This window comes from Rufibacter glacialis, from assembly GCF_008271745.1.
GTDB classification, from domain to species: Bacteria; Bacteroidota; Bacteroidia; order Cytophagales; family Hymenobacteraceae; genus Nibribacter; species Nibribacter glacialis.
In genome coordinates this window covers 755,630-780,003 of record NZ_VKKZ01000020.1, presented here as the reverse complement: position 1 = coordinate 780,003, position 24,374 = coordinate 755,630, and the positions used below count along the sequence as shown (strand labels likewise).

Genomic DNA, 24,374 nt, shown 5'->3' with positions numbered 1-24,374 from the left:
AGGTGCCAAACAACGCCCTCGGTTTCCCCAACCACGGGGTAAAAAGCCTTAACAACGCTGGGTAAACTATACTTTCCATTTGTAACTGACTTCTTCAAAAATACCTCTAAAACAGAAGGCCATGTTTGAGCTTAGGGAAGAGCATTTGGTACAGCTTTTAGACCAGAACTGTTTTGTGAAGCCATCCAAGGGAATGGTGTTCTTTGGCTTGCGGGGGTGTCTCCCCATTGATTTGGATGATTACTCTTTCAGTGATAAGCACCTGCTGCAGGTCGCCAATATCAACTACCTTAACCCCAGGTGTACCTTGGGACAATGGGTTCCGGGCAAAGGATTCGCGGTTTTTCCGGGAAGTACGGTGCCTAGCCAGACCTATGTCTCCAAAGCGAAAAGCCGGAACGGGATGGGGGCCAACCAATTGCTGACCGGTTTTTATGAAGATTACCGGAAAGGCGTGCACCATGCGGGAAGCCGTTCCGGACATGAGGCCTTCCGGCAGGTGAACAAACTCCCCATCCGGCGAACCGCCGATGATCTGGATTTTGACGTCCATGACCGGGTAGAATTCATGTCGCCGTTTGATAACCTGCATAGCGCCTGGAGCATGGGGGTGAGTGATGGTTACGCTAGTGCTGGGTGCCAGGTGGTGGTGGGGTATCCCAAATGTAAAAGCAGGAAAAATCAGCCCAATACCGGGGCCTGGAAAGCTTTTCACGGAAATGCCTACGCCTTGCCGCAAGACAGCTTTTCCTATTTTCTGCTGGAAGGGCGAGATGCCCAGAAAGTAGCCCTGAACGGCACAAGTTCCTTGACGGCTCGTCTTAGGTATGGCTCAAAAGGAAAGCTGGTAACCAGGCTCCAGGAGGAACTGCGCAAGAAGAAATTCTATGAAGGCCGGTTGGACATGGATTTTGGGGTAAGGACCCTATTGGCCGTGCTCAACTTTCAGGCTACCCATTTTGGGCTGGAAGCCAGCGATGGGATAGTGGGCCCCAATACCGCAACCGCCCTTAACCTGACGCTTCCCACTATCAAGGATCATGCACCCTTAGAGGAGTTGGTCGGTGAACCAAGCACCCCTATTTTCTCTGAGTTGCACAATCCTCTACAGTAGACCCAGCCTGGCGCTGGGAAACTGCCCTGGAATGGGTTAACAGGGAAAGCCATCCACTCTCTGCCTGGCCGGTTAAAGGAAACCCCTTTTCATGGCAGGGCCGTCAAGTTCTAACAACATAGCTGGTTCAAGTTTCCAACTTGGACCCAAAATGAGCTGAAGTTTGCAACTTCAGTGAGGCGAAAGCCTCAAACTAGGCAAGAATGGTCATTAACTGCACCCCAGTTTAAGCCCTCAGGTAGAACTCAACGGACCTACCTTTACATGGGGTGCTGAAAAAGGCCAGGTCAATTTCCTGAGGTTGCCTTCACTGCTTTTGAAGAAAGGCCAGCCCCGGTTTAGTGGCCGAATGGAAATTTTGGTCCGTCAACGCAAGGCATACGTGGCAGGCAGCAGCCTGAAAGTTTAGTTTCCAACGCCTCCTTTAGGTCTGGGCTTCCTGCGCCAGATTCTCTTACTTCTGCCTCTACTTCCTTTTCCTCACCTACCAGCCATTTTCAACTATGGATGCCATATTAGATTTAACATCCAGGGCCGTGTCCATCATTGGGTTGATGCAGGACATGGTGCGTTCCACACCCAATGTTCTGGCAGAAGATGGGGCTGATTCTGTGGTCCTTTTGGAGAAAGACAAGAAAAGCATCTTGCAACAACTGGAACAAGTGATAGACAATGAGCGGTTCGTGGACCGGGCCAGAGAACTGATCTGGTTGAAGAAACCAAAAGACGGAGAGGAAAACCACTATGCCCCAACCTTCCTTTCTATCTCTTCCAACTTACTGGATTGGCTCCAGAAACGAGCCCCCGAATTAAAGACCAATCTTGAGCTTGAAGTGGGTGCGGGCACCACTTTTCTGCCCAAAAATGGGTCATCACCTAAGCCAAAAACGAAGGTAAAACCGTTTCCAACCCCTCAGCAATGGCGGGTGGCCCTCCGGCTAGTCCTTCATAATACCCAGGAATCCCGCACTTCTTTGGCAGAGGCCTTGGAATATATGCCGGTGCAGGTGGTACTGGCCATAGAGGGAGGGAACTGCAGCGCCTTCAAACAGCGGGAACTTCAGGAGAACTTGGTCACAGACCCAGAAGCCAGGGCACTGCTGGAATCAGATGAAACCTTGGTGAAAAGACTTCTGGAAAAGAAGGTTTCCTTACCTTTTGAGACCATTTTCAAAGAAGAGTTACAGGAAGTAACCGCCAGCCGAACCCTACGGCAGCAACCAGGTACCATAAAAAGGGGAGACCCCATTCAACAGGCCGCAGATTTGGAGTTGCGGGCCCTCGCCTTTTCGGGCGGCGGCATCCGGTCGGCTACTTTCAATCTGGGAATCCTCCAGGGGTTATCCAAGGCCGGGGTGTTGCCTCAGTTCGATTACCTGTCCACGGTTTCCGGGGGAGGGTATATTGGTTCCTGGTATTCGGCCTGGATTGAAAGGGAAGGCTCTTTGTTCAAAGTCCAGGACAGGTTGAATCCTGAAAGGTCACCAGACCCAATGGGAGAGGAAGTGAAGCCCATCCATTGGCTCCGTATGTTCAGCAACTACCTGGCCCCTAACAGTAGCATCATGTCGGCAGACTCCTGGACGGTAGGCATGACCTGGCTGCGCAATACCCTGCTCAATCAGGTGGTCATCATGCTCTTACTCTGTACTGTTATAGCGGCTGGCCTTTGCCTGTATATTTTTTGGCAGCAATTATGGCCCGCAGGCACCAGCCCCTCCCTGGTGCATTGGGTGATCAGTGGCCTCCTTCTGGTGGGGGCGGTTCTGGCCGGGAGGGGCATGTCTTCCTATAGCCAGCATCTGCCCCCGGTCAATTTCTTGAAAGCCAATAAAACGTATCTGATCACGGGTGGCCTGCTGCTCATTGGGTTTTTACTGGCTTTTATGGTAAGCAGTTGGATCTACCAGAATGCCTTGAATGAACATGGCAGTGCCCCCATCTCAGTGATGGATCGGTTCACCCTGCTTAGGCCTATTGCCATCATAGGATCACTCGGGCTTTTGATGGTGGCTGCCCTGGGCCGGTATGATGCCTGCCTTCCCAGATATTCGACCCTTAAATTAAGCGGGGCCATATTTCTCCTGGTGGTTTTCTCTGTTGTGTCAGCCTTTGCCGGGGTTATGTTGCTGGCCTTGGTTTGGAGTGGGTTACATTTCCTGGTTGATTTATCCTTATCCGTATCTTCTCCTTCCTGGGCACAATATGAGCCCCCCTTTACCTTTGAAAAGTTCGTCAGGTCAAAGGAGTTTCTGGTGAACATGGTGTTCATCCTGGGCCCTCCTTTGATCATGGAGGTTTTGAGCCTTACGGTGGTTACCAGGATGGCCCTGTTGGGTAAGTTTTTTCCCGATGACCGGCGGGAGTGGTGGGGACGCATGGGGGCGCATGCCCACCGTGGCATGTTAGCATGGGTGGTCTTATCGGCCATTTGCCTCTTGGGACCTAAATTGATTCTGGTAGTGCATGACCATTACCTACTGCCGTTGGCCGGTGGTTGGTTCGCCTTCATAGGAATAGCGGTCAGGTTTGCCTTTGGGTCGGGCACACCTGCCCTCCAGAGCTCGTCTACCAACACCTCCCGTTGGAAGGATCTTCTGGTACGGGTGGCTCCCTATCTTTTTATTGTAGGAATGCTCATTATTGCCTCAAAAGTAATAGGCATGGCCATGGACTATATAGAGGTGCCGGCAGATGTGCTTTACAAAGCCTTGGGTCTGTTCTGCGCCTTGGCTGCCCTCACCTGCCTGCTGGCCTGGAGAATAGGGGTGAACGAGTTTTCCATGCACCATTTTTATCGGAACAGGTTGCTGCGGGGGTATATGGCCGCTACTCGGCGCCAGACGGAACGGGCAGCTACCGCCAATCCCTTCACCGGTTTTGACAGCCAGGATGACCTGAAGCTCGCCCAGTTGCGAACAGACCTCGGCTACCAGGGGCCTTTGTTGATCATCAATACCACCTTGAATGCCACCCAGGCCACTGACTTAGACCGGCAAGACCGCAAAGCCGAGTCTTTTGTGTTCACGCCCCTGTACTGTGGGTATGACATCAGCCGCAACCGGCCTTCTGCCTGTGCCGCTAACAAATCATTTGAGTATGGCTTCAGGCCTACCAAGTACTACGCGTATCCAGAAGATAAGAACTCTTTAGGCGGCCCCGGTATAGGCACCGCCATGGCTATCTCGGGGGCAGCGGCGAATCCAAACCAAGGGTACCATTCCTCGGCGGCCACCGCCTTCCTGATGACGATTTTCAACGCCCGGCTTGGGTGGTGGATGGGTAACCCCCGGCGCGCCCAATGGGAGAGGGCAGACCCCCGGTTTGGCTTAGGGTATCTGATTTATGACCTTTTAGGAAAAACTGATACCAAAAGGGATTATGTATGCCTTTCAGATGGGGCCCATTTTGATAACATGGGGTTGTATGAACTGGTTAGGCGAAGGGTTAGGTTGGTGGTGATGGGAGACGGGGAGCAGGACGACAAGTTTACCTGCGGCGGCCTGGCCAACGCCATCAGAAGGTGCCGGATAGACTTTGGGGTAGAAATCGAGATTGACGTAACCCCTATCACCAACCGGAATAAGGAAACTTCTTTCTCGTCACAGCACTACGCAGTAGGGACTATCTGGTATCCGGAGGATCCTATTGGCAAGCCTTCTGGAAAACTGGTGTATCTGAAGTCTTCTTTGATGGGAGATGAAACAGTAGATGTACGCGAGTACGCCCAAGAGTTTCCCGCTTTCCCGCACCAGTCCACGGCAGACCAGTTTTTCAGCGAAGCCCAATTTGAAAGCTACCGGAAACTAGGGCTGCACATTATGGAATATGCCTTGAAAGATGACAAGGTAAGGGTTCTGTTCGGGCTTGATAAATTAAATGCAGCCTCCGGGCAATCCCATCAAGCAACAAGAGGGCGTAACACCAAGCCAGTATTGGGGAAATGGTATAAAGAGATCGTTCCTCCATATCACCGCTTCTTATGAAGAAAAGGTGGCTGCCCGGGGATTGGTACAAAGGAGGAACATGGTGAATAAGAAGCCTTCTGTTACCAGGGTCTATTTCAAAAAGTACCTAAAAAACGGAAATCAACTTCTCTTGCCCTTTTCCAGCCTTTTTCTATTTGTAAACCTATAGAATAGAAAGTTATGTAAAACGTTCTTCTAATTATGTAAGCAAACTTTCTTCTCTTTCCAAGAACTTTGCCCCACGAACCCTGGGCATTTAATTTAGGTGTAGCCTGGTGCCAGGAAAATGTCATCTTCTCAAAAGATCAATAGACCAATGAAAATAAGCGCTTTCTTATCCTCCGTTTTTGCCGTACTAATCTTCACTTCCTGTTCCTCAGATCAAGGCCCAACACAGCCTGAGGCGGTTTCTTCCGCAACCAAAAATCCTGCAGTTGTTCACGCCACTGAAGGGCATGCGGCCATGCCGGCGGACCAAAAGGAACAAATACCGCCCAGCATGACCAAAGACGGGCTACCAAAAGAACTGGTCTGCATGGTGAACAACATGTACATGGGGAAGAAGCAATTTCCGGTGGAGTTTGCCGACAAGATGTATTACGGTTGCTGTGAGATGTGTGTGAAGACCATTAAAAATGAAAGCCAGGTGCGGGAAGCGCTTGATCCGGTAACCGGAAAGAAGGTAGACAAGTCTTCCGCTTTCATCGCTTTGAAGAAAGGCAGCACCAACGGGGATGTAGAATATTTTGAATCTGAGCAAAACTATAAAAAGTACCTCGCCCAAACCCTGTAAAGGAGTTTCAATAAAGGTTTAGCCAAATTGGATGTAAAACAAAAAGCCTATAGTTTCTATAGGCTTTTTGTTTTACATCCAATCATGGAGGATAGGTGTTTTTTTTATAAACCTATTGAATAATTGTCAAATTAACATTAAATTTAAAGCATAGGGTCAACAGGAGAAGAGAAGAAACAAGGGAGGTGCTAAAGACCATTTGATAAGGGTTTTAGGAAACGTTTCCGGCCCCTTTGAACAGCTGACGTATGCAAGCAATTTCCACCAACCGTACCCGCCTACCAAATGGTCTCCAACTAAACGTTGATGATAATGAGGTCTGGAAACGTTTTCAATCAGGCGATGAAGGTGCTTTTGCCACGCTCTATGAAAACTATGTTCAGGTCATTTACCAGTATGGGCGCAAGTACTCAGAAGACCCAACGCTACTAGAAGACTGTATTCATGGGCTGTTCCTTGATTTATGGAAGCGCAAAGGCAACCTGGCCCAACCCACTTCCATCCGCTTCTATCTGTATGCTTCCCTGAAAAGACGGATTCATAAGGAAATACAAAACAGGAAAGAAGTCCCTTGTGAGAACCTGGGAGAGATAGCCCGAGGCTGCGGAGGTTCTCATGAGTCTGTGGAGAATTCCATGATCCTGGCGCAGGCTAAACTAGAACAAAAAGCCTCCCTGAAGAAAGGTTTGCTTCTGTTGCCCGTGAACCAGCGAAAGGCTGTTTTACTTAAATTCTATAAAAACCTGACCTTCCAGGAAATCTCGGGTACCATGGAGTTGAGCATTGACAATGCCTACAAATTAGTGAGCAGGGGGTTGTTGGGGCTCAAGAAGAATGTCAAATACCTGAATGGGACGTAACAGGAAAACCTTGGGAACAAGGCCAGAGAGCGCACCTTCCTCCTGAGGCAAAGCCAAGAAAATTTCTTCAACACCTTTGTCCCTTCCTCTTAAAAGTGAAAGGGCACCGGGAAGTATTCCATCTACACCCAAACAAGAGGGCACCACTACTACGGCACCCAAAGCTTGCTCACCAAACGCTTATAACCTCCAGGGTACCATGCACCTACTTGTGACCACATGAACCAACCTTTGAAAAAGAAACGCAAGGCATTACTTCCCTTTATTGCCCTGGCCCTTTTGGTAGGGGTATACGGGTGTAGTTCCTCTAAAACTAGGACAGATTCCCCAGTCAAGGCACCTAACGTATCCACGGTGGCAGAAGGAGGGTGGGCGAACAACTCCGTGAATGTGGTTGCCTTCCGGAAGAACTCACTGGTGACGTTTCAGGGAACCCAATACACCGCCTGGTATGACAGTGACCGATCTGTGATGTTGGCGAAAAGGAAAAGCGGCGCAGAGACGTGGGAGGTGGTAAAGACAGATTTGAAGGGAAATGCCTCTGATGCCCATAACACCATCAGCTTGATGGTAGATGGCCATGGATTCCTGCACCTTTCCTGGGACCACCACAACCACCCATTGAATTACGCCCGCAGTGTTCGGCCTGGCGCACTGCAACTCACCGAAAAGATGCCCATGACGGGCCAGAGAGAAAAGGCCGTTTCGTATCCGGAGTTTTACCGGCTGCCCAACGGAAACCTCCTGTTCTTCTACCGCGATGGGGGCTCAGGGCAGGGCAACTTGGTCATCAACCGCTATGACACCAATTCCAGGCAATGGACGCAGGTGCACAGCAACCTCATCAACGGGGAAAGAAAGCGCAATGCTTACTGGCAAGCCTACCTGGACAAGAAAGGCACCCTCCATGTGTCCTGGGTGTGGCGCGAAAGCCCGAACGTAGCCAGCAACCATGACCTGGCCTACGCCTGCTCCCGTGACGGGGGCCAAACCTGGGAGAAGTCTACCGGCGAAAAATATACCCTGCCCATCACCGAAGCCACCGCTGAGAAAGCCTTCACCATCCCGCAGAACAGTGAGTTGATCAACCAAACCTCCATGGCCGCTGATGAAGACGGTAACCCTTACATTGCCACCTACTGGCGCGCGGAGGGCTCCACCATTCCCCAATACCATCTGGTGTACCATAACGGAAAAGCCTGGCAAAAACTGGAGCTGGATTTCCGGAAAACACCTTTCAGCCTGAGTGGGGTGGGCACCAAACGCATTCCCATCGCCAGGCCTCAGGTTGTGGTGAAGAATGCCGGAGAAAAGGCCTCGGTTCTGATGATCTTCCGGGATGAGGAAAGAGAAAATAAGGCCTCGGCGTTGATTATCAAAAAAATCTCAGACCCTAAATGGGCCATTCTTGACCTGACCCCTGAATCGTTGGGGTCCTGGGAACCCACCTATGACACCGAGCTTTGGAAAGACAAGCAGGTGCTCAATTTATTTATCCAGAAGGTGGACCAGGTAGACGGGGAAGGCCGCTCCAGCCTGGGGCCGCAACCCATCCAGGTGGTGGAGTGGAAACCTGACTTTTGAAAAACCATTATTGCCCTGTTTTCCTGGAAATACCTTAAAACCAAGATGTTCCTCCCCGTTTAAAAGTTAATATGCGTCAGAAGAAAATCTATTTCCCGTTTCTCCTCCTGCTGCTCGGTTCCTGGGCCGTGACCGCGGGGGCCAAGCCCAAGCACCCCTTGCTACCCAAAGCCAAGCAGGAGGTCGCTGACCAGCTGCACAGAGCCAACACGTATTGGCAAACCACCAACCCCCACCCGGGCTGGGCGTTCTGGGACATCGCTGCCTACCACACAGGGAACATGGAAGCCTATAAAGTGACCAGAAAAGAAGAGTACCGGAAATACTCTGAGGCCTGGGCCGAGAAAAACCAGTGGATGGGGGCTAAGTCCACGGACCGAGCCAAATGGAAGTACAGTTATGGCGAGAAGGACGACTACGTGCTGTTCGGGGATTGGCAGATCTGCTTTCAGACCTACATTGACCTGTACTGTTTGGAGGGTGCCAAAGACCCTAAAAAAATAGCCCGGGCGCGGGAAGTGATGGAGTACCAGATGAGCACGCCCCGCCAGGATTACTGGTGGTGGGCCGATGGGCTCTACATGGTAATGCCCGTGATGACCAAGCTTTACCGGGTAACCGGCAACAAACAGTACCTGGAGAAACTGCAGGAGTACCTAACGTACGCTGATTCCATCATGTATGACCAGGAAGAGAAACTGTATTACCGCGACGCCAAGTACGTGTACCCCAAGCACAAGAGTGCCAACGGGAAGAAAGACTTCTGGGCCCGGGGCGACGGATGGGTGTTTGCCGGTTTCGCCAAAGTTTTGCAGGATCTGCCCAAAAAAGCTCCCCACCGGAAAGAATACGAACAGCGGTTCAAAGACATGGCCCAATCCATTGCCAAGGCCCAGCAACCCGAAGGCTACTGGACCCGCAGCATGCTGGACCCCGCCCATGCGCCCGGCCCCGAGACCAGTGGTACCGCCTTCTTTACCTATGGCTTTCTATGGGGTATCAACAACGGCCTATTGGACAAGAAAGAATATTTGCCGGTGGCGGCCAAAGGCTACCATTACCTCACCACCACGGCGCTGCAGCCCAATGGGAAATTAGGCTACGTGCAACCCATTGGGGAGAGGGCGATCCCCGGGCAGGTAGTAGATGTCCATTCCACCACGGGTTTTGGGGTAGGGGCCTTTCTGCTCGCCGCTTCTGAGATGTACCGCCTGCTTGATTAAAGAGCTTCCGCTTCCCTGGTTTAGAGGCTGATTTTAGAGAACCAGCCCCTAAACCAGGGAGGCAAGCGCTTCAAGGAAATCATGGCTGTTTGTTCTGCTCCTCTCTTCCTTTTGAGGGTTTCACGCTTCTTCCATTAGCTGTTTCATTTTCCTACTCCTTTATGAAATACCTCCCCAAAACGCTGCTGTTGTTTGCCTTCCTGTTCACAGGAAATTTGCTGAAGGCCCAAACAGAGGCAGGCCCGGTCAATGCCGCACCAAACCCGCGAACCTTCCAGCTGGTCAACCCCGATTTCAAGACCAGTCCGCAAACAGGCATGACCAGAAAGCATTGGAAAGACGCGGCACATTACCTGCTCACGGGGGCGTTTAGTTATGTCAAAACCCTGGATGACCCTATGGTGTTTCCCAAACAACCGGGTAAGAGCTACCCGCGCGATGGGGTGCACACCAATACCGAGATGCTGGAAGGCCTTTGCCGAACCTTGTTCATGGCGGCGCCCCTGCTCAAAGAGAACCCAGACCTGCAGATCAACGGCCTCCAAGTAGCGGAGTATTACCGCCATCAGCTGGTGAAATTGACGGATCCCACTAGCCCTACCTATGTGAAGCCCCGGGCGAAGAACGGTGGTGCGAACCAGATATTGGTGGAGTTCGGGGCCTTGGCCATTTCGCTGTTCAATATCCCCGAGGTTTTGTGGGCACCGCTTACCCCAACCCAGAAAGAAGCCTTGGCCAACACCATGCTCAGCTACGGCGACGGACCTACCATTGCATCTAACTGGCGGTTCTTCAACATCTTTGTATTGAGCTTCTTCCAAGAGCAGGGGTATCAGGTGAATGAAAAGCTGATGCAGGAATACCTTGATAAGTCCTTGGAGCAGTACCGGGGCCAGGGCTGGTACCATGACAGTCCAGCCTATGACTATTACAGCATGTGGGCGTTCCAGGTGTATGGGCCGCTTTGGGCAGAGTTCTTCGGCAGAAAGCACTACCCCGCCTACGCCGCCCGGTTCATGGACAACTTCAAAGAAGTGAAGGACAACTACCCTCACTTGTTTGGCCGGGATGGGAAGATGATCATGTGGGGCCGCAGCATTTCGTACCGGTTTGCTGCGGCCGGGCCTTTCCCGCTCATGGCCTTTGCGCAGGAACCAGGCACCAACTACGGCTGGATGCGGAGAATCGCCTCCGGTAATATGCTTCAGTTTCTGCAGAACCCGCACTTCATAGCCCCCGATAACCTCCCCACCCTGGGCTTTTACGGGCCCTTTGAGCCTGCCGTGCAGATCTACAGTGCCCGGCCCAGCGTGTTCTGGATGGGCAAGATATTCCTGGGCCTGCTTGTGCCGGAGGATCATCCTTTCTGGACCGTGAAAGAGAATGAGGGGGCCTGGGAAAAAGAGCTCCGCCAAGGCCACGTCTACAACAAATTCCAGGAAGGCTCCAAGCTATTGATCACCAACTACCCCAATATTGGGGCCTCTGAGGTGCGGGCCTGGTGCCATGAGACAGTGGCCAAAGACTGGCAACAATTCCGGTCCACGGAAAACTACAACCGCCTGGCGTATAACAGTGCCTTCCCGTGGCAAGCCGATGGCGCCCAAGGGGAAGTGGCCATGAATTACGTCTTCAAAAACAAAAAGAACGCCTGGGAAGCGCTGCGCCTCTACACCTTCAGGAAGTTTGAAGACGGCGTCTACTACCGTGATGTGGTGTTGGAGACAAGTGATAAAATCAAGCTGAACCTGGCAGATATCACCTTGCCCAACGGCATCCTGAGAATAGACCGTAACCTCAGCACAGAGGCTACCCAGGTGCGGTTGGGGCACTACGCCTTGCCGCAGAAGAACGGGCCCATCAAAGAAACGTCCCGAACCGTGAAAGCCCACCCGGTGAAAATCATTGACAACGGCGAGTACCAGCTCGCTATGGTGTCCCTGCTGGGGTGGGAGAACCTGGAAACCGTTAACGCTACCGGTCTGCACCCAGAGAGTCAGAATAGCTCGGTGATCAACGCCACAGATAGTTTTGTGCCGGGGCAACAACCAAAAGTGTACGCCACGCTTATGCTCTGGAAAAGATCTGGCGAGAAGTGGACCGACAAGGAGTTGGTGCCGGTGCAGAAAATAGAGGAAGACCCCACCGGGAAAACCCTCACGGTTTCTTTCAGAAAAGGAGACCAGAAAACCGTCCGCTTTGACTAAGGACCAGAGGAATATTCTGTCTTGAGCCTGATTTACCGCCTTTTGCCAGAAGCAAGCCCCTCTATATAAGCATCTGTTTTTAGGTTGTTTTTGGGAAAAACTGCCAGAAACAGACTTGCTCTAACCCAAAGAGCATAATCGGGATTTGGGGCCTATAGGAAAGGGAAAACCTAAGCAGCTTCTATGTATGTTTGCAAAGCCGAAAGGCTTGGAACCCTAAAAGTCTGAAAATGATGCACCGGAAAACAAGACGTACCTCCTTCAAGGCTGTCCTGTGGCCTTCCCTCATGTGGCTGATCATCTCCTCCTGTTCCCCCACTTCCCTGAAGGAAAAGAGCGAGCGGGAAAAGGAGTGGAAATCCCTTTTCAATGGCAAGAACCTGGAGAACTGGGTAGTGAAGATCCACCACCATGAGGTGGGCGATAACTATGCCCAAACCTTCCGGGTGAAAGATGGGCTCCTGCAGGTGAACTATGACGATTACCAGACCTTTGACAACCGGTATGGGCACTTGTTTTACAAAGAGCCTTTCTCTTCCTTCCACCTGAAATGGGAGTACCGCTTCACCGACCAATGGCTGAAAGATGCCCCTAGCTACACGTATAGAAACAGCGGCATCATGTTCCATTCCCAAAGCCCGCAATCCATTCTGAAAGAGCAGGATTGGCCTATCTCGGTGGAGTTCCAGCTGCTGGCTGGGGCAGGAGATGGCAAACCCCGCCCAACCGGGAACATGTGCTCCCCGGGCACCGATGTAGTGTACGAAGGCAAAATTGATCCCCGGCATTGTATCAATTCATCTGCCCCTACTTTTGAGTGGAACCAGTGGGTAAAGGCCGAATTGATCGTCTTAGGCGATTCCCTGGTCACGCATGTGATAAATGGCGATACCGTTTTGCAATACACCCGTCCGCAGATAGGAGGGGGCGTCACCAACAACTATGACCCGGCCGTAAAGCAGGACGGAAAGCCTCTGACCCAAGGCTACATAGGCCTGCAGAGCGAAGGCCAGGGCATTGAATTCAAAGACATCCGAATCAAGAAACTAAACTAGTGAGTTGTTTCAGGCCTGAATTCTAAAAATAGCCTAAAAACAAGGAATAGGTTTGCGCTCTGGCCAGGCCGGGAGGTTGCTGTGCTTCAGAGCCCATCACTGAAGTTTGTTTTCAAGCCATTTTCTTGAAAATGAGCCCAAAATAGAAGTCAGTTGGCGTAGATCAACCTTCGCCGCTGTCACGCCCGGAATACCAGTAAAGCCAATCATCACAAAAGCCACTCAGGGTAATCTTGCAGAAGAAGATCTTTGCTTGATTACCCTGAGTGGCTTTTGTGATGATGGACCTGTTCTGTAAAAAATAATAAAGAATTGCCCTACTGTGGATTTTCACCAATAAGCCAGGCGGCTCTGGTTAGGATTGCCGGTGTTCCTGCCATTACTCCTTGTCTAAGCGGCCATGCGTACGACGTTACAGTGTAACGTCGCTACAGAACCCGGATATGTAGCCTCGGTACACTGTAACGAGGTAAGACGGCTGGATCAGATGCTCTATCTTCCTGATTTACTAAACTAGTCCGAAGTCAAGTGTAAGGCAGCAGGTAAAAGGATCTGTACTTATTGGTTACGGTTCCTGCCTCCGCCCATTCCTCCTTGTCCGCCGGGGCGCATGGTTCCTCTTTCACCTGGCATTCTCTGGCCGGGACCTCTCTCACCGGGAGCGGCACCGGTGAAGGAGCGGATGTTATAGGAGAAGGTAAGCATGGCGAAGCGCTGCAGCACCGAGGTCTGCACGTCCTGTATGTAGGCATCGGTTTGGGTGCGCTGCACGCTGATGTTCTGCCCTAGCAGGTCATTCACGCTCAGGCTGACTTCGCCCTTCTGGCTTTTGAACACTTTCTTGCTGAGGCTCATGTTCAGGAGCGTGAAGGAGGTGTTGCCCAGGTTGCTGGACAGCCCTGAATTGAGTTGGTGGCTAAGTTCAGTGCGGTACACCAGACCTTTCCAGAACCGAATGTTTGCCCGCAGGTGCGTGGACTGGTTGAAGAAGTTGTTGTTGCTAGTGTTCTGGGAGCGCTTCAGGGTAGTGCTGATAACGTTGTAGCTGGCGTTGGAAGAAAGGTTGAAGTCTATGTTCTCACTGATGTTACTGCTGAGAGAGGCGCCTAGCCCATAGTTGGTAGAGGTGGAGAAAAACAGCTCCTTGTTGAACAGCCCTGGCGTTTTGTTGTACCCTACAGACCCGTGGAAGTTGATGTTTGACTTGAGGAGGTTGAGGGGTTGGCCATAGCTTACAAAAGAGCGGGCATTCCAGTTACCGTCCAGGTTGACCGGCCTGATGAACTGGGCGCCTACGCTTGGTTCAAAGCCGAGCCACTCCTCATCCTTCTCGGTTAGTTCTAAAGTGCTGTTGGTGATGTAGTCATTCGTTTGGGCCGCATTCACGAAGAAGGTGAAAACGTGGTTGTTCTCGGTGTTGAAGGACCGGTAGCGTACGTTCACGGAGTTTTGATACGCCTGCACCAATCCTGAATTCCCTGTCCGGAACCGGAGCGGGTTGGTATTGTCTATCACTTCCTGCAGCTGGGTGACGCCGGGCGCATTGGTGTTGGTGCGGTAATCCACCTGCAGGTTCTTGGTCTTGGTGAACTTGTATTCAAATTGGGCGTTAGGCAGCAGGTTGTGGAACGTGCGGTTTACCTGATACGGGGTGGGGAACTCCTGCTCGTTCTGCAGGTTCGCTACCTGGTATTGGGCCTCTACCTGTACCCGTACTTTGTCTGTATTGTACTGGTAGCTGGTTTTGGCCTGTTGGGCCAGGTAATCACTTTCAAAGGAGTTACTCAGGCGGGCGTTAAAGTCGGTGTACTCGCCTTCGCCAAAATCATAGGCCAGCCGTTCCGAGTCTTCTATCCGGTTGCTGATGTTGTACTCGGCCTGTACCCGGGCCTTTTCCCCCACTTTCTCGCCCAGGGCAACGCTTCCGCGCCAATTGAATCCGTCTCTGTTGGCTTTGATCAATTGGTTCAGGTAAATGCTTCTGCTTGGCCGAATGAAGTCTTCTACGTTGGTTATGCGGTAGGTGTCGCCGTTGTTGACGTTGTACCCCGTGTTCAGGTTAATGGAAAAGGTACGCCCCGGCTTGTTGAACCGATGGCTGAAATTGATATCATTACCCAGGTTGTACGAGTAATTGTCGGCGTCAGTAACGTTATCTGTGGTGGTTAAGGTAGTCGCGTCATACGATTCATTCGTGGAATCGGCGTCAAAGATAGATTGCCCAATGGTGTTGGAGGCGGTGCTGTTTTTCTGGATAGAGAACCGGGGGGTGATCAAAAGCCGGTTTCGGTCGTTGATTTTGTAATCCAGCCTGAAATTGAACTGATGGTTTTCGTTGCGGTTGGCTGAATAGCTTTCGTCTGCATTCTGCTGGTCAAAGAACCGGGAGATTTGGTAATCGCGGTACACGAGCCGGTTGTTCTCGTTCTTGGTGTTGTTGTAATTGTAATTACCGCTTACCTCTATCTTCTGCCCCCAGAAATCTGAGTAGTTCAGCCCGAAATTATTGGTGGTGGAAATGCCGCTTCCGCCGCCAGCGCCACCGCCGCCACCCATGTTCCGGCGTCCTCTCATGCCGCCTCCGGGCGCTTCACCCACCGAGAAATCCTGCAGGTTTATGTTGTTGGTGAGCCCATTGATGGTGAAGCGCCGGTCGCCTTTGAAGATGTTCAGGCTGGTGCCGGCCATGTATTTCTCCGCTGGGCCCACGCCCACAGATACTTTCCCAAACTGGCCCTGCCGCCGGTTTTTCTTGGTCACGATGTTGAGGGTCTTGGCGCGGTTACCATCGTCAAAACCACTGAACTCGGCCTGGTCGCTCTTCTTGTCAAAGATCTCAATGTTCTCAATCACCTCGGCAGGAAGGTTCCGGAGGGCGGTATTGGCATCTTCCCCAAAAAAACGTTTTCCGTCTACCAGCACCTGCCGCACCTCTTCGCCCTGCGCCTGCACTTTGCCGTCTACCACGGTCACCCCGGGCAGCTTGGTCACCAGATCCTCGGCACTGGCATCAGCGGCAACCTTGAAGGCGCCGGCGTTGAAGACCGTGGTATCTCCTTTCTGCGTACCCAGCGGTATTTTGCCTACTATCTCAATCTCCTTCAGCAAGGTAGAAGCCTCCTCTACGGTAAGCTGCCCCAGGTCCAAGGCCGTGTTCTGCACCTGTATCGGTCTTATGTAAGGTTTGTGCCCGATGAAGTTGACCTGAAGCGAATAGGCGCCTGGGTTCACCCCCGGGAAATGGAACTGGCCATCCTTGTCGGTAGACACGATAGTCCTCACAGAATCTGGTAGTCTGATCAGCTGCACGCTGGCCCCCGGGAGGGTTTCTTTGTAATGGGCGCTGTAGACGCTGCCGGTAACTTTAGCGCCCTGGGCCTGAACGTAGGCAGTACCACAGAAGAAGAATAGGAGAACGAGGAGATGTGTTTTCATGCCAGGCAGAGGTGATTTTGTTCTTTGACATGAAAATCTGCCAATAGTTTATTTTATATATTGTAATTCTGTTAATTTATTTTCCTCTACCCTTACATGGTGCTAAACGGTGGTTATCTTATCTGTCAGGCTTGGCTAGCTGAGAAGAAAGCACGTCTCCTCCTGTTTGGAGCCTGTTTTTAAGGAACCGGCCCTAAATCAGAAGTGGTGAAACAAAAAATAAGGACATAGCTGTCCAAAAACAGACTAGTCCTTCCTCTGCTTATTGATGGAAAACGCAAGAGATTGCCTCTTCAATTTTTCTTTATTTTAACTCCTGGCCAGTACTACCTCTTTTTATGCTACGTCTATATTTTGTAACGCTCCTCTTACTGCTCAGCCTCACCGGGCACGCGCAGAAACTGGGCGAGAAGCCCGGCGACTTTACCCTCGGGAACAAGGAGTTCCTGCTCAACGGCAAACCTTTCGTGATCAGGGCCGCGGAACTGCATTACCCGCGTATTCCGCGGGAGTACTGGGAGCACCGCATCCAACTGAGCAAGGCCATGGGCATGAATACCATCTGTATTTACCTGTTCTGGAACCTGCATGAGCAGCAACCAGGGGTGTTTGACTTCAAAGGCCAGAACGATGTAGCGGAATTTGTGCGGCTGGCGCAGAAGAACGGCATGTACTGCATTGTAAGGCCCGGCCCTTACGTGTGCGCCGAATGGGACATGGGCGGTCTGCCCTGGTGGCTCCTGAAAAAGAAGGACGCTCAGGTGCGAACGCTCCAAGACCCTTATTTCATGGACCGGACCAAGTTGTTCCTGAAAGAGGCCGCCCAGCAGTTGGCGCCCCTGCAGATCCAGAACGGCGGCAACATCATCATGGTGCAGGTGGAGAATGAATATGCCACCTTCGGCAGTGAGCAGGCCTACATGGAAGCTACCCGCGATGCCGTGCGCGAAGCTGGGTTTGACAAGGTGCAACTCTTCCGGTGCGACTGGCCCTCTAACTTCAACAAGTACCAGTTGGACGGCGTGGCCACCACGCTCAACTTCGGGGCCGGTACCAACATAGACAACAGTTTCAAGGCGTTTCAGCAAGCGTACCCCACCTCCCCGCTCATGTGCAGCGAGTACTGGTCGGGGTGGTTTGACCATTGGGGGCGCCCGCATGAAACCCGCTCGGTGAGCAGCTTTATAGGCAGCCTCAAAGACATGATGGACCGCAAAATCTCCTTCAGCCTGTACATGGCCCATGGCGGGACTTCTTTTGGGCAGTGGGGTGGCGCCAACGCGCCCCCTTATTCGGCCATGGCCACTTCTTATGACTACAACGCCCCGGTAGGCGAGCAGGGAAACACCACTGAGAAGTTTTTCGCGGTACGGGACTTGCTCAAGAACTACCTGCAGGAAGGGGAGACCTTGGGAGAGATCCCGGCCGCGAAACAGGTGATCGAGATTCCTACCTTCACCCTTACCAAAAGCGCTGCGCTGTTCGCAAACCTGCCAAACCCCAACAAGTCTGAAAACATTCAGCCCATGGAGAACTTTGACCAGGGCTGGGGCCGCATCCTGTACCGCACCACCTTGCCTGCCTCGGCCGCCGGACAAAGATTAATCATCACCGAGGTGCATGACTGGGCAGCGGTGTTTTTGAACGGCAAACCCATTGGCAAACTTGACCGGCGCAGAGGCGATACTACTGTTAAACTGCCCGCCTTCACGGGCGATGCCCAACTGGATATTCTGGTAGAAGCCACCGGACGGGTAAACTACGGCAAAGCCATCATAGACCGCAAAGGCATCACCGAGAAGGTAGAAGTCTCTGACGGAAAGAACACCACCGAACTCAGGAACTGGCTGGTCTACAACTTCCCGGTGGAGTATGATTTTCAGAAGAAGGCGAGGTTCAAAAAAGGAACGGTAGAAGGACCCGCCTGGTACCAAGGATCCTTCACACTGGACCAAACCGGTGATACGTTTCTGGATGTAAGTACCTGGGGCAAAGGCATGGTTTGGGTCAACGGGCAGAACCTGGGCCGTTTTTGGAAAATCGGGCCGCAACAGACCCTGTTCATCCCGGGCGTATGGCTGAAGAAAGGCAAGAACGAGATTCTGGTGCTGGACGTGGACGGGCCAGAGGCAGTCACCGTGGCAGGCCTCAAAGCGCCTGTTTTGGATCAGCTTCGGGCCGATGAATCCTTGTTGCACCGGGCCAAAGGCCAAGAACTGGATTTGACTAAGGAAACACCGGTCCTGGCGGCCTCCTTCCCGGCGGTGAGTGGCTGGCAGGAGGCGACCTTCGGGAAACCCGTGACCGGACGCTACTTCTGTTTTGAAGCGTTAAGCTCCCAGAAACCTGATGAACCCTTTACCTCCATAGCGGAACTGGAATTGTTGGATGAAAAAGGAAATCCCATCCCGCGGCTGAAGTGGAAAGTGGTCTACGCCGACAGCGAGGAGGTAACCTCCGCGAATAATGCCGCCGACCGGGTGTACGACCAACAGGAATCCACCTTCTGGCATACCCAATACGGCGCCGCCAAACCAAAGCACCCGCATCAACTGGTCCTAGACTTAGGGGAATCCGTGACGGTGAAAGGCTTCCGTTATCTGCCCCGGTCAGACAAAAGCACCTCAGGCATGGTGAAGGAGTACCGGGTTTTCCTGAAAGAGCAACCTTTCAAGATGTAGGAGGAGGAATGGAGTTGATAGATGGAAAGGGAGGTTTTGGTCTTTCCTTTCTGTTTTACAGGATAAACGGCAAATCAGAAACTGGAAGGGGCCCAGCATGCGTCAGGTATTCGGCAGGATTCGCCAAAAACAGCGTCATCAGCTGGCGTTGTTCCTCCAGTGGTGTTTCGGTGAAATGGCCGGTTAACAGCTGTATGGTCAACTCCATGGTTTTGTCTTTCGGGTAGCCTAGTTCCAGAAGGTCTTTGCCCGTGAGGGAGAGGTTGCGTTTGCCATAGCTTTGTTGTTTTTGTGGATTAACTCTGGCAAAGCAAAGGAGCTTCTGCGCAGTGTTTTTGCGCAGATGCAAGAAAATCAAATAAATTTTAATACGAAGGAGATTAGCGGCTGTTTTTCCAGAAATAGGCGGAAAGCAGGAGGTATTATGTTTATTAAAAACTCTAGTATTTCTTACTTGATAGTGCTCTCGCTCTTCTTTACTCCGTTTTTATAAACTACCATTTTAGTCTTATCGCCTGCGGAATTGAAGAGCTCCCAGTTTTTATCCCGGAGGCCTTTATTGAAGGCTCCAATGGTTTTAGGGGTACCGGTTTCATGCCATTCCAACCATGGCCCGTGCTGTAGATTATTCAGATAGGTGGTGGCCTGGCTCTTGATACCGTTGGGGTACCATTCTGTATAGGTTCCGGTTAACCCATAGGGCGAATACGTTGCCTTTACTCTGGGTTTTCCGTTGTCATGCCATTCCGTCCATTCGCCCAGTTTCTGGCCGTCAAGGTAATGGCCCTCGCTTTTTTTCTGCCCATTGGGGAAATGAGTAACTACCTGTCCTTCTAGTTTACCGGCTTTGTTGTAGAATTCTTTTTTCACCAGTTGTCCGTCTTCGTACCATTCTTGCCACTGGTCAACTTTTTTATCTTCGGCATAGGTACCCTCTCGTTTAAGCTGCCCGTTCTCATGCCATTCCTGGAACAAACCGGTTTTCTGCCGGTTATGGATAATCTCTTTTTTCCTGGGGTTTCCATTGGCGTACCACTCTTGCCACAAGCCCTGGTAGGCTCCGGCATAATAGGTGCCTTCTTTCATTTTCTGCCCGTTAGGGTGCCACTCTACCCAGGGGCCGTCCTCTATAATAGACCCGTTGAAATCAACGCTGGCCTTGTACTGCTGCTGGTAGCGCATCTGGCCATTTTCATAATATTCGGTCACCAAGCCATGGCGCCTTCCCCGATGGAAATTTTCCACCTTTTTCAGTTGTCCGTTCTCATACCATTCTTTCCATTCCCGGTGCTTGTAATGCTTGTCATCATAGAACCCCAGGATCTTAGGGTTACCATTGGGCCAGTGGGATTCTTCTTTCCCTTGGGCCATCAAAGACTGGTTTACCAGTGTAAAAAACAGGAAAATAAGGAAGGAGAAAGGGTAGGTACAACCAGGCATGTGAGAGAGTGTAGCGGCCAATAAAAAGCTTGCTTAAAGCGGTGGAAGATGGATTGGAATAAAATCTTTTAAATATAAAAATAAAGGAAACAACCCGCAGGAAAAATGATAATTTGCACAGTTAAACCTACCTAACCCTTATTAACATTGTTTAATTTATGAGAAAAATTTTACTGTCAGTACTCTTCCTGTTTCTGGTGGTTATTTCTGGATCTGCGCAGCAGGCGCAAATCACGGGAGTGCGCAAAAAGGAATTCAGAGGAGTGGAATCTATCAAAGACAAAGGGTATTATACCTTTTATGTAAACGAGAAAGCCAAAGGCGGCATGGTAGAGTTCATGCTGGAAATCTATGACCTGGAATTGAACCAGATTAAAAAGACCCCAATCCTTATCACCAAGAACTCGCAATTGATTGGTGGTGAATTTAACGGGAAAGATTTCTTATTTGCTTTCTCAGATTTCAACAAAAAACAGAACACCTTTGCCACAGTAGACTTAGAAGGAAACATCATTAAGCAGGAAACGCGGCAAAATAAGAAAACCGCCACTGCCGGGAGTACTGCCATCTATGCTTCCATGGACGAAGACGGATTCTTCATTACCCAAACTGTGAAAGAAAAGGCCTGGGGCTACCACGTAGAGAAGGTAGACCGCAACCTTTCCCCGCTGTGGGAGAAAACAGTAGCCAATAACAAAGGAATTGTGAACATTGAAGCCGCAGAGGCCGGCAATGGACAACTCCTGCTAATATCGGCGGAACGGCCTGGTGCCCTGTCAAGCAAGGTCACTGGGAAAATTGTATGCTTGAATGGGCAAGACGGGGCCATTAAATATGAACAGCCCTTATTTGATGGTAAAGTAACGGGGATCCCCTCTGCTTTTTTGATTGACAAAGAAGGGAACGTAGTAACGGCAGGTATGTACTTTGATGGTGAGAAATGGGATGCAGTTAATTCAGACGGGATCTTTTTCATGAAGCTCTCTCCGGACGGAAAAAAAACCGCCTATAGTACCATTGACTGGGACAATGGAATCCAGAATACCCTCAAAGCGACGTCGCGCAAATTCAGCATTGGTTCAAAACCTAAAGTGCTGTTCCATAAGATAGTGGATACCGGAAATGGATATCAGATCATTTCTGAAACTTTCCGGAAAACGGTGAAGGCGGGAACAGTGCTGGCTATGGCCGCGGGTAGCAATCCTAATGCTATTCCATGGGGCTTTACCGTGATGGACTACATTATCTTTAATTATGATCAGAACGGCAAAGCCTTAGATATCAATAAGATTGAGAAGCCATATAAATCCATTTATGTAGATGGCTACATCGCCTCTATGGGAGGGGTTTCATTGGCGTATCACCTGCGCAAGTACAAGATGTTTACCTTTGATTTTGCCACCCGCCTGAGAGATACAGACCAGCCGGTTATTGTGTATAGTAATTTTGAGGATGCGGGCATAGGAAAGGGGAATCCATACGTGGGGATTTCCACTATCAAAATGGGCGAAGTTTCCCAAACTACCAAAATGCCCCTCACCAAGAAGCTATCTCCCTACCTGACAGATTCGCCGGATGATGCCAAAACCGGGGCCTTACTTTCAAAGCCTGGTTTTGTGTGCATGTACCATTATGATAAAAAATCCCAGACCATCAACTTGGTTTTGGAAGAGTTAAAAATGAAATAAACATACCTGCCTTAAACCTATCAAAAAGCCCTGGACTTTGTACCAGGGCTTTTTGATTTATAGATGGGGTTTATATTCCCCTGTTACGGAAGTATAGAACTCCTGCCACGTTTGCCCCAGGTTTCGTTTATCTTCTCCAGAGGTGGTTGTTCTGGTAAATCAGAGGCGGCGTAAAGCGTAGGCCTCTTGTCAATTCGTACTTCGGCCATAGCTACTCACTGGTCAATTTAAATTTTGTAGAAAGACATAGTGGCTATGGGCTCCAGGCCACTGGGAATAGAGCTTCGGGAAGTGTCATCCTAAAGGCTATAAAAGAATGACCTAATTCTCCAACTAAGTTAGGGAAGGTGACTAAAGCAGTAAAATTAATGGGAAATGATTAGGAGTCACCTCTGCTCTTGTCTCTTATGAAAATTACCTTCCCGAAGCCGAACCAACAGTATTCTTATGTATCCTTTGAAAGGATTAAAGGAAGAGGTTTTAGAAATGTCTTTTTACAGTTAATCTAAAATTAAGTCACCCTCTGCTGCCAGTATAAAATAATAGAAGTAAGGCCCCTTTTTCTAATTTCCCTTCAGCATTTTATAAAAAGCATCGGCGTAGGTGTCACTTATGGGAATCAACTGGTCGGCTATTTTGATTCTGTTTTTTTCAATGTGGTCTATTTTATCAATCGCTACCATGAAGGACCGGTGCACCCGGATGAAATTCTGGGAAGGTAGCAGTTCCTCCAGTTTGGCGAAGCTGGTAAGGGTCATGATCTTTTCCTGGGCGGTATGCACCCGCAGATAGTCCTTCATACCTTCTATCAAGATAATGTCCCGGACGGCAATTTTCTGGAGGCGGTGGCCCACCTTCAGGAAAAGATACTCCTGCTCATTTCTAGGCTCAGCTTTACCTTCCTTCTTGTCAGGGGACTGCCTGGCGCTATGTTCCTGGTATAAGCGCAGCACGCCTCTGTAAAAACGCTCAAAGGAGAACGGTTTCACCAGGTAGTCTTTCACCTCTAAATCAAATGCCTTCAGCGCGTATTGGTCGTAGGCGGTGGTAAGGATGATCATGGGTCTGGGGTTCAGCATGGGAATGAAGCTGAGCCCGTCCAGGTCAGGCATATTGATGTCCAGGAAGAGCAGGTCTGGTTTATCGGTTTTCAGGTTTTCCGCTGCCTCCAGAGGGCTCATAAACGTTCCTTTCCATTCCAGGAAAGGAACTTTGGCGACGTATTCTTCCAGGATCTCCTGGGCCAAAGGCTCGTCATCAATGATGTAGCAGGTGAGTTTCTCTTTCATGGATGGGAGCATGAGTACCGTTGATTTCTAACCTTACCCCGAACGTTTCACCAGAGTTTTCAATCTCTATCCGGTGCCGCCCCGGGTACAGCAAGTGCAGCCTCTTCTGAACATTCGGCCATCCTATTCCCCCAGGTTCCTCTATTACTTTATTCTGGTGCTTGCCTATTGGGTTCTGGATATGAAAGGTAAGAGAATCGGTCTTTATTTCCACCTTGACTTTTATGTCACCTGGCCCCAGCCGGGCTGGGCTGTGCTTGTACGCGTTTTCCAGGAGGTGAATGAACAGCAGCGGGGCAATCTGGCAGGAAGTAGGGTCCCCGTTTATTTCCAACTCCACCACCGGCGACATCCTGTACCTGAGCTGCTGCAACCCCATATAATCCTGCAGGTAATTCATCTCCCGGGTAAGCGGCACGGTGGGGGCGTTAGATTCATAGATCATGTAGCGCATCAAAGACGCCAGGCGCAGAACGGCCTCGGGGGCAGTGGGAGCCTGCTTGTACACCAGCGTGTGGATGTTGTTCAAGGTATTGAACAGAAAGTGGGGGTTAATCTGAGATTTCAGGTAGTGCAGTTCGGCCTCCGCGGCCTGTTTCTCCAGCTGCTCTTTTTTGATGGTATTCAGGACCAGGTTCTCAGTGACTCTGGCCAACCAGCTGAGAAAGAGGAAAATGGGTACGATAGAAATCAGCACCATGGCATAGTACTCAAAGAAAAGATCCCAGGTGTTCAGCTTTTTAGGGTGGAAAAACACGAAGGGGAGAGGCCCGGTCAAGACAATCCCGGCCAGCCGGAGGAAATAAGCTCTCTTTTTATTTTTACCCAAGTACCGGGTCAGCAGATAGAAGTGGCTGTAAAAAACGTACAAACAGGTCACCAGGAACCATATGGTTAAGGGGAGCCAGTAAGATTGGCCATCTGTGTGCAATTGCAAACCCACCAAAAAGGTGAATAGCACCCAGCTGGAAAGGTGAACCAGCCGGAAGATGTTTTTGACTCGCTGCATAGAACAAAGATACCTTTTCCCTGCCACC

Annotated in this window: 15 protein-coding genes; 10 read left to right on the top strand and 5 right to left on the bottom strand. The window is 50.8% G+C overall.

The window, feature by feature from the left end; all coding sequences use genetic code 11:
* Positions 1-121: 121 nt before the first annotated feature.
* From FOE74_RS11460 to FOE74_RS11425, 8 genes are all read left to right on the top strand, one after another.
* Complete coding sequence (locus FOE74_RS11460) at positions 122-1,114, top strand: peptidoglycan-binding domain-containing protein (protein WP_149098724.1); 993 nt, start codon at positions 122-124, stop codon at positions 1,112-1,114.
* Positions 1,115-1,617: 503 nt separating this feature from the next.
* A complete protein-coding gene (locus tag FOE74_RS11455; RefSeq protein WP_225840776.1) occupies positions 1,618-5,100 on the top strand; it encodes a patatin-like phospholipase family protein in 3,483 nt (1,160 codons plus the stop codon).
* A gap of 481 nt (positions 5,101-5,581) precedes the next feature.
* On the top strand, positions 5,582-5,875 hold the full coding sequence (locus FOE74_RS11450; RefSeq protein ID WP_149098723.1) for a hypothetical protein: 294 nt from the start codon (positions 5,582-5,584) through the stop codon (positions 5,873-5,875).
* A gap of 248 nt (positions 5,876-6,123) precedes the next feature.
* Positions 6,124-6,735, top strand: coding sequence for an RNA polymerase sigma factor (locus FOE74_RS11445; RefSeq protein ID WP_149098722.1), 612 nt, complete (start codon positions 6,124-6,126; stop codon positions 6,733-6,735).
* Positions 6,736-6,954: 219 nt separating this feature from the next.
* The gene (locus FOE74_RS11440; RefSeq protein ID WP_149098721.1) at positions 6,955-8,319 is read left to right on the top strand and encodes a BNR repeat-containing protein; all 1,365 of its coding nucleotides are present in this window, start codon (positions 6,955-6,957) and stop codon (positions 8,317-8,319) included.
* A gap of 71 nt (positions 8,320-8,390) precedes the next feature.
* Complete coding sequence (locus FOE74_RS11435; RefSeq protein ID WP_149098720.1) at positions 8,391-9,542, top strand: glycoside hydrolase family 88/105 protein; 1,152 nt, start codon at positions 8,391-8,393, stop codon at positions 9,540-9,542.
* A 161-nt stretch (positions 9,543-9,703) separates the two neighbouring features.
* Entirely contained in the window at positions 9,704-11,749 is a 2,046-nt protein-coding gene (locus tag FOE74_RS11430) for a DUF2264 domain-containing protein (RefSeq protein ID WP_149098719.1), read from the top strand.
* Between the two features lie 230 nt (positions 11,750-11,979).
* A complete protein-coding gene (locus tag FOE74_RS11425; protein WP_372427413.1) occupies positions 11,980-12,804 on the top strand; it encodes a 3-keto-disaccharide hydrolase in 825 nt (274 codons plus the stop codon).
* A gap of 558 nt (positions 12,805-13,362) precedes the next feature.
* On the opposite strand, the gene FOE74_RS11420 is transcribed toward FOE74_RS11425, so the two are convergent.
* Positions 13,363-16,239 (bottom strand): outer membrane beta-barrel protein, encoded by a 2,877-nt coding sequence (locus tag FOE74_RS11420; RefSeq protein ID WP_149098718.1) that lies wholly within the window; start codon positions 16,237-16,239, stop codon positions 13,363-13,365.
* A gap of 338 nt (positions 16,240-16,577) precedes the next feature.
* Between FOE74_RS11420 and FOE74_RS11415 the strand changes: the two genes are divergently transcribed.
* Positions 16,578-18,920 (top strand): beta-galactosidase, encoded by a 2,343-nt coding sequence (locus FOE74_RS11415; RefSeq protein ID WP_149098717.1) that lies wholly within the window; start codon positions 16,578-16,580, stop codon positions 18,918-18,920.
* A gap of 55 nt (positions 18,921-18,975) precedes the next feature.
* Here FOE74_RS11415 and FOE74_RS11410 read toward each other — a convergent pair whose 3' ends face one another.
* Both FOE74_RS11410 and FOE74_RS11405 read right to left on the bottom strand, forming a co-directional pair.
* Complete coding sequence (locus FOE74_RS11410) at positions 18,976-19,278, bottom strand: hypothetical protein (RefSeq protein ID WP_149098716.1); 303 nt, start codon at positions 19,276-19,278, stop codon at positions 18,976-18,978.
* A gap of 92 nt (positions 19,279-19,370) precedes the next feature.
* Positions 19,371-20,291 carry a toxin-antitoxin system YwqK family antitoxin gene (locus tag FOE74_RS11405; protein ID WP_188686645.1) on the bottom strand — a complete coding sequence of 307 codons (921 nt, stop codon included), beginning with the start codon at positions 20,289-20,291 and terminating at the stop codon, positions 19,371-19,373.
* A 227-nt stretch (positions 20,292-20,518) separates the two neighbouring features.
* Here FOE74_RS11405 and FOE74_RS11400 point away from each other — a divergent pair, with 227 nt between their 5' ends.
* Entirely contained in the window at positions 20,519-22,048 is a 1,530-nt protein-coding gene (locus tag FOE74_RS11400; RefSeq protein ID WP_149098714.1) for a DUF6770 family protein, read from the top strand.
* A 563-nt stretch (positions 22,049-22,611) separates the two neighbouring features.
* Here the strand turns inward: FOE74_RS11400 and FOE74_RS11395 are convergent.
* Together FOE74_RS11395 and FOE74_RS11390 are read right to left on the bottom strand one after the other, a co-directional pair.
* Positions 22,612-23,337, bottom strand: coding sequence for a LytR/AlgR family response regulator transcription factor (locus tag FOE74_RS11395; protein ID WP_149098713.1), 726 nt, complete (start codon positions 23,335-23,337; stop codon positions 22,612-22,614).
* Positions 23,306-24,346 carry a sensor histidine kinase gene (locus tag FOE74_RS11390; protein WP_149098712.1) on the bottom strand — a complete coding sequence of 347 codons (1,041 nt, stop codon included), beginning with the start codon at positions 24,344-24,346 and terminating at the stop codon, positions 23,306-23,308. Before FOE74_RS11390 ends, FOE74_RS11395 begins: the two co-directional genes overlap by 32 nt.
* Between the last annotated feature and the right edge of the window lie 28 nt (positions 24,347-24,374).

Coding starts and splice junctions, on each gene's coding strand:
- FOE74_RS11440 (WP_149098721.1), top strand. CDS start 6,955: ATGAACCAACCTTTGAAAAAGAAACGCAAGGCATTACTTCCCTTTATT.
- FOE74_RS11405 (WP_188686645.1), bottom strand. CDS start 20,291: ATGGCCCAAGGGAAAGAAGAATCCCACTGGCCCAATGGTAACCCTAAG.
- FOE74_RS11395 (WP_149098713.1), bottom strand. CDS start 23,337: ATGAAAGAGAAACTCACCTGCTACATCATTGATGACGAGCCTTTGGCC.
- FOE74_RS11460 (WP_149098724.1), top strand. CDS start 122: ATGTTTGAGCTTAGGGAAGAGCATTTGGTACAGCTTTTAGACCAGAAC.
- FOE74_RS11420 (WP_149098718.1), bottom strand. CDS start 16,239: ATGAAAACACATCTCCTCGTTCTCCTATTCTTCTTCTGTGGTACTGCC.
- FOE74_RS11435 (WP_149098720.1), top strand. CDS start 8,391: ATGCGTCAGAAGAAAATCTATTTCCCGTTTCTCCTCCTGCTGCTCGGT.
- FOE74_RS11450 (WP_149098723.1), top strand. CDS start 5,582: ATGACCAAAGACGGGCTACCAAAAGAACTGGTCTGCATGGTGAACAAC.
- FOE74_RS11455 (WP_225840776.1), top strand. CDS start 1,618: ATGGATGCCATATTAGATTTAACATCCAGGGCCGTGTCCATCATTGGG.
- FOE74_RS11425 (WP_372427413.1), top strand. CDS start 11,980: ATGATGCACCGGAAAACAAGACGTACCTCCTTCAAGGCTGTCCTGTGG.
- FOE74_RS11430 (WP_149098719.1), top strand. CDS start 9,704: ATGAAATACCTCCCCAAAACGCTGCTGTTGTTTGCCTTCCTGTTCACA.
- FOE74_RS11390 (WP_149098712.1), bottom strand. CDS start 24,346: ATGCAGCGAGTCAAAAACATCTTCCGGCTGGTTCACCTTTCCAGCTGG.
- FOE74_RS11400 (WP_149098714.1), top strand. CDS start 20,519: ATGAGAAAAATTTTACTGTCAGTACTCTTCCTGTTTCTGGTGGTTATT.
- FOE74_RS11445 (WP_149098722.1), top strand. CDS start 6,124: ATGCAAGCAATTTCCACCAACCGTACCCGCCTACCAAATGGTCTCCAA.
- FOE74_RS11415 (WP_149098717.1), top strand. CDS start 16,578: ATGCTACGTCTATATTTTGTAACGCTCCTCTTACTGCTCAGCCTCACC.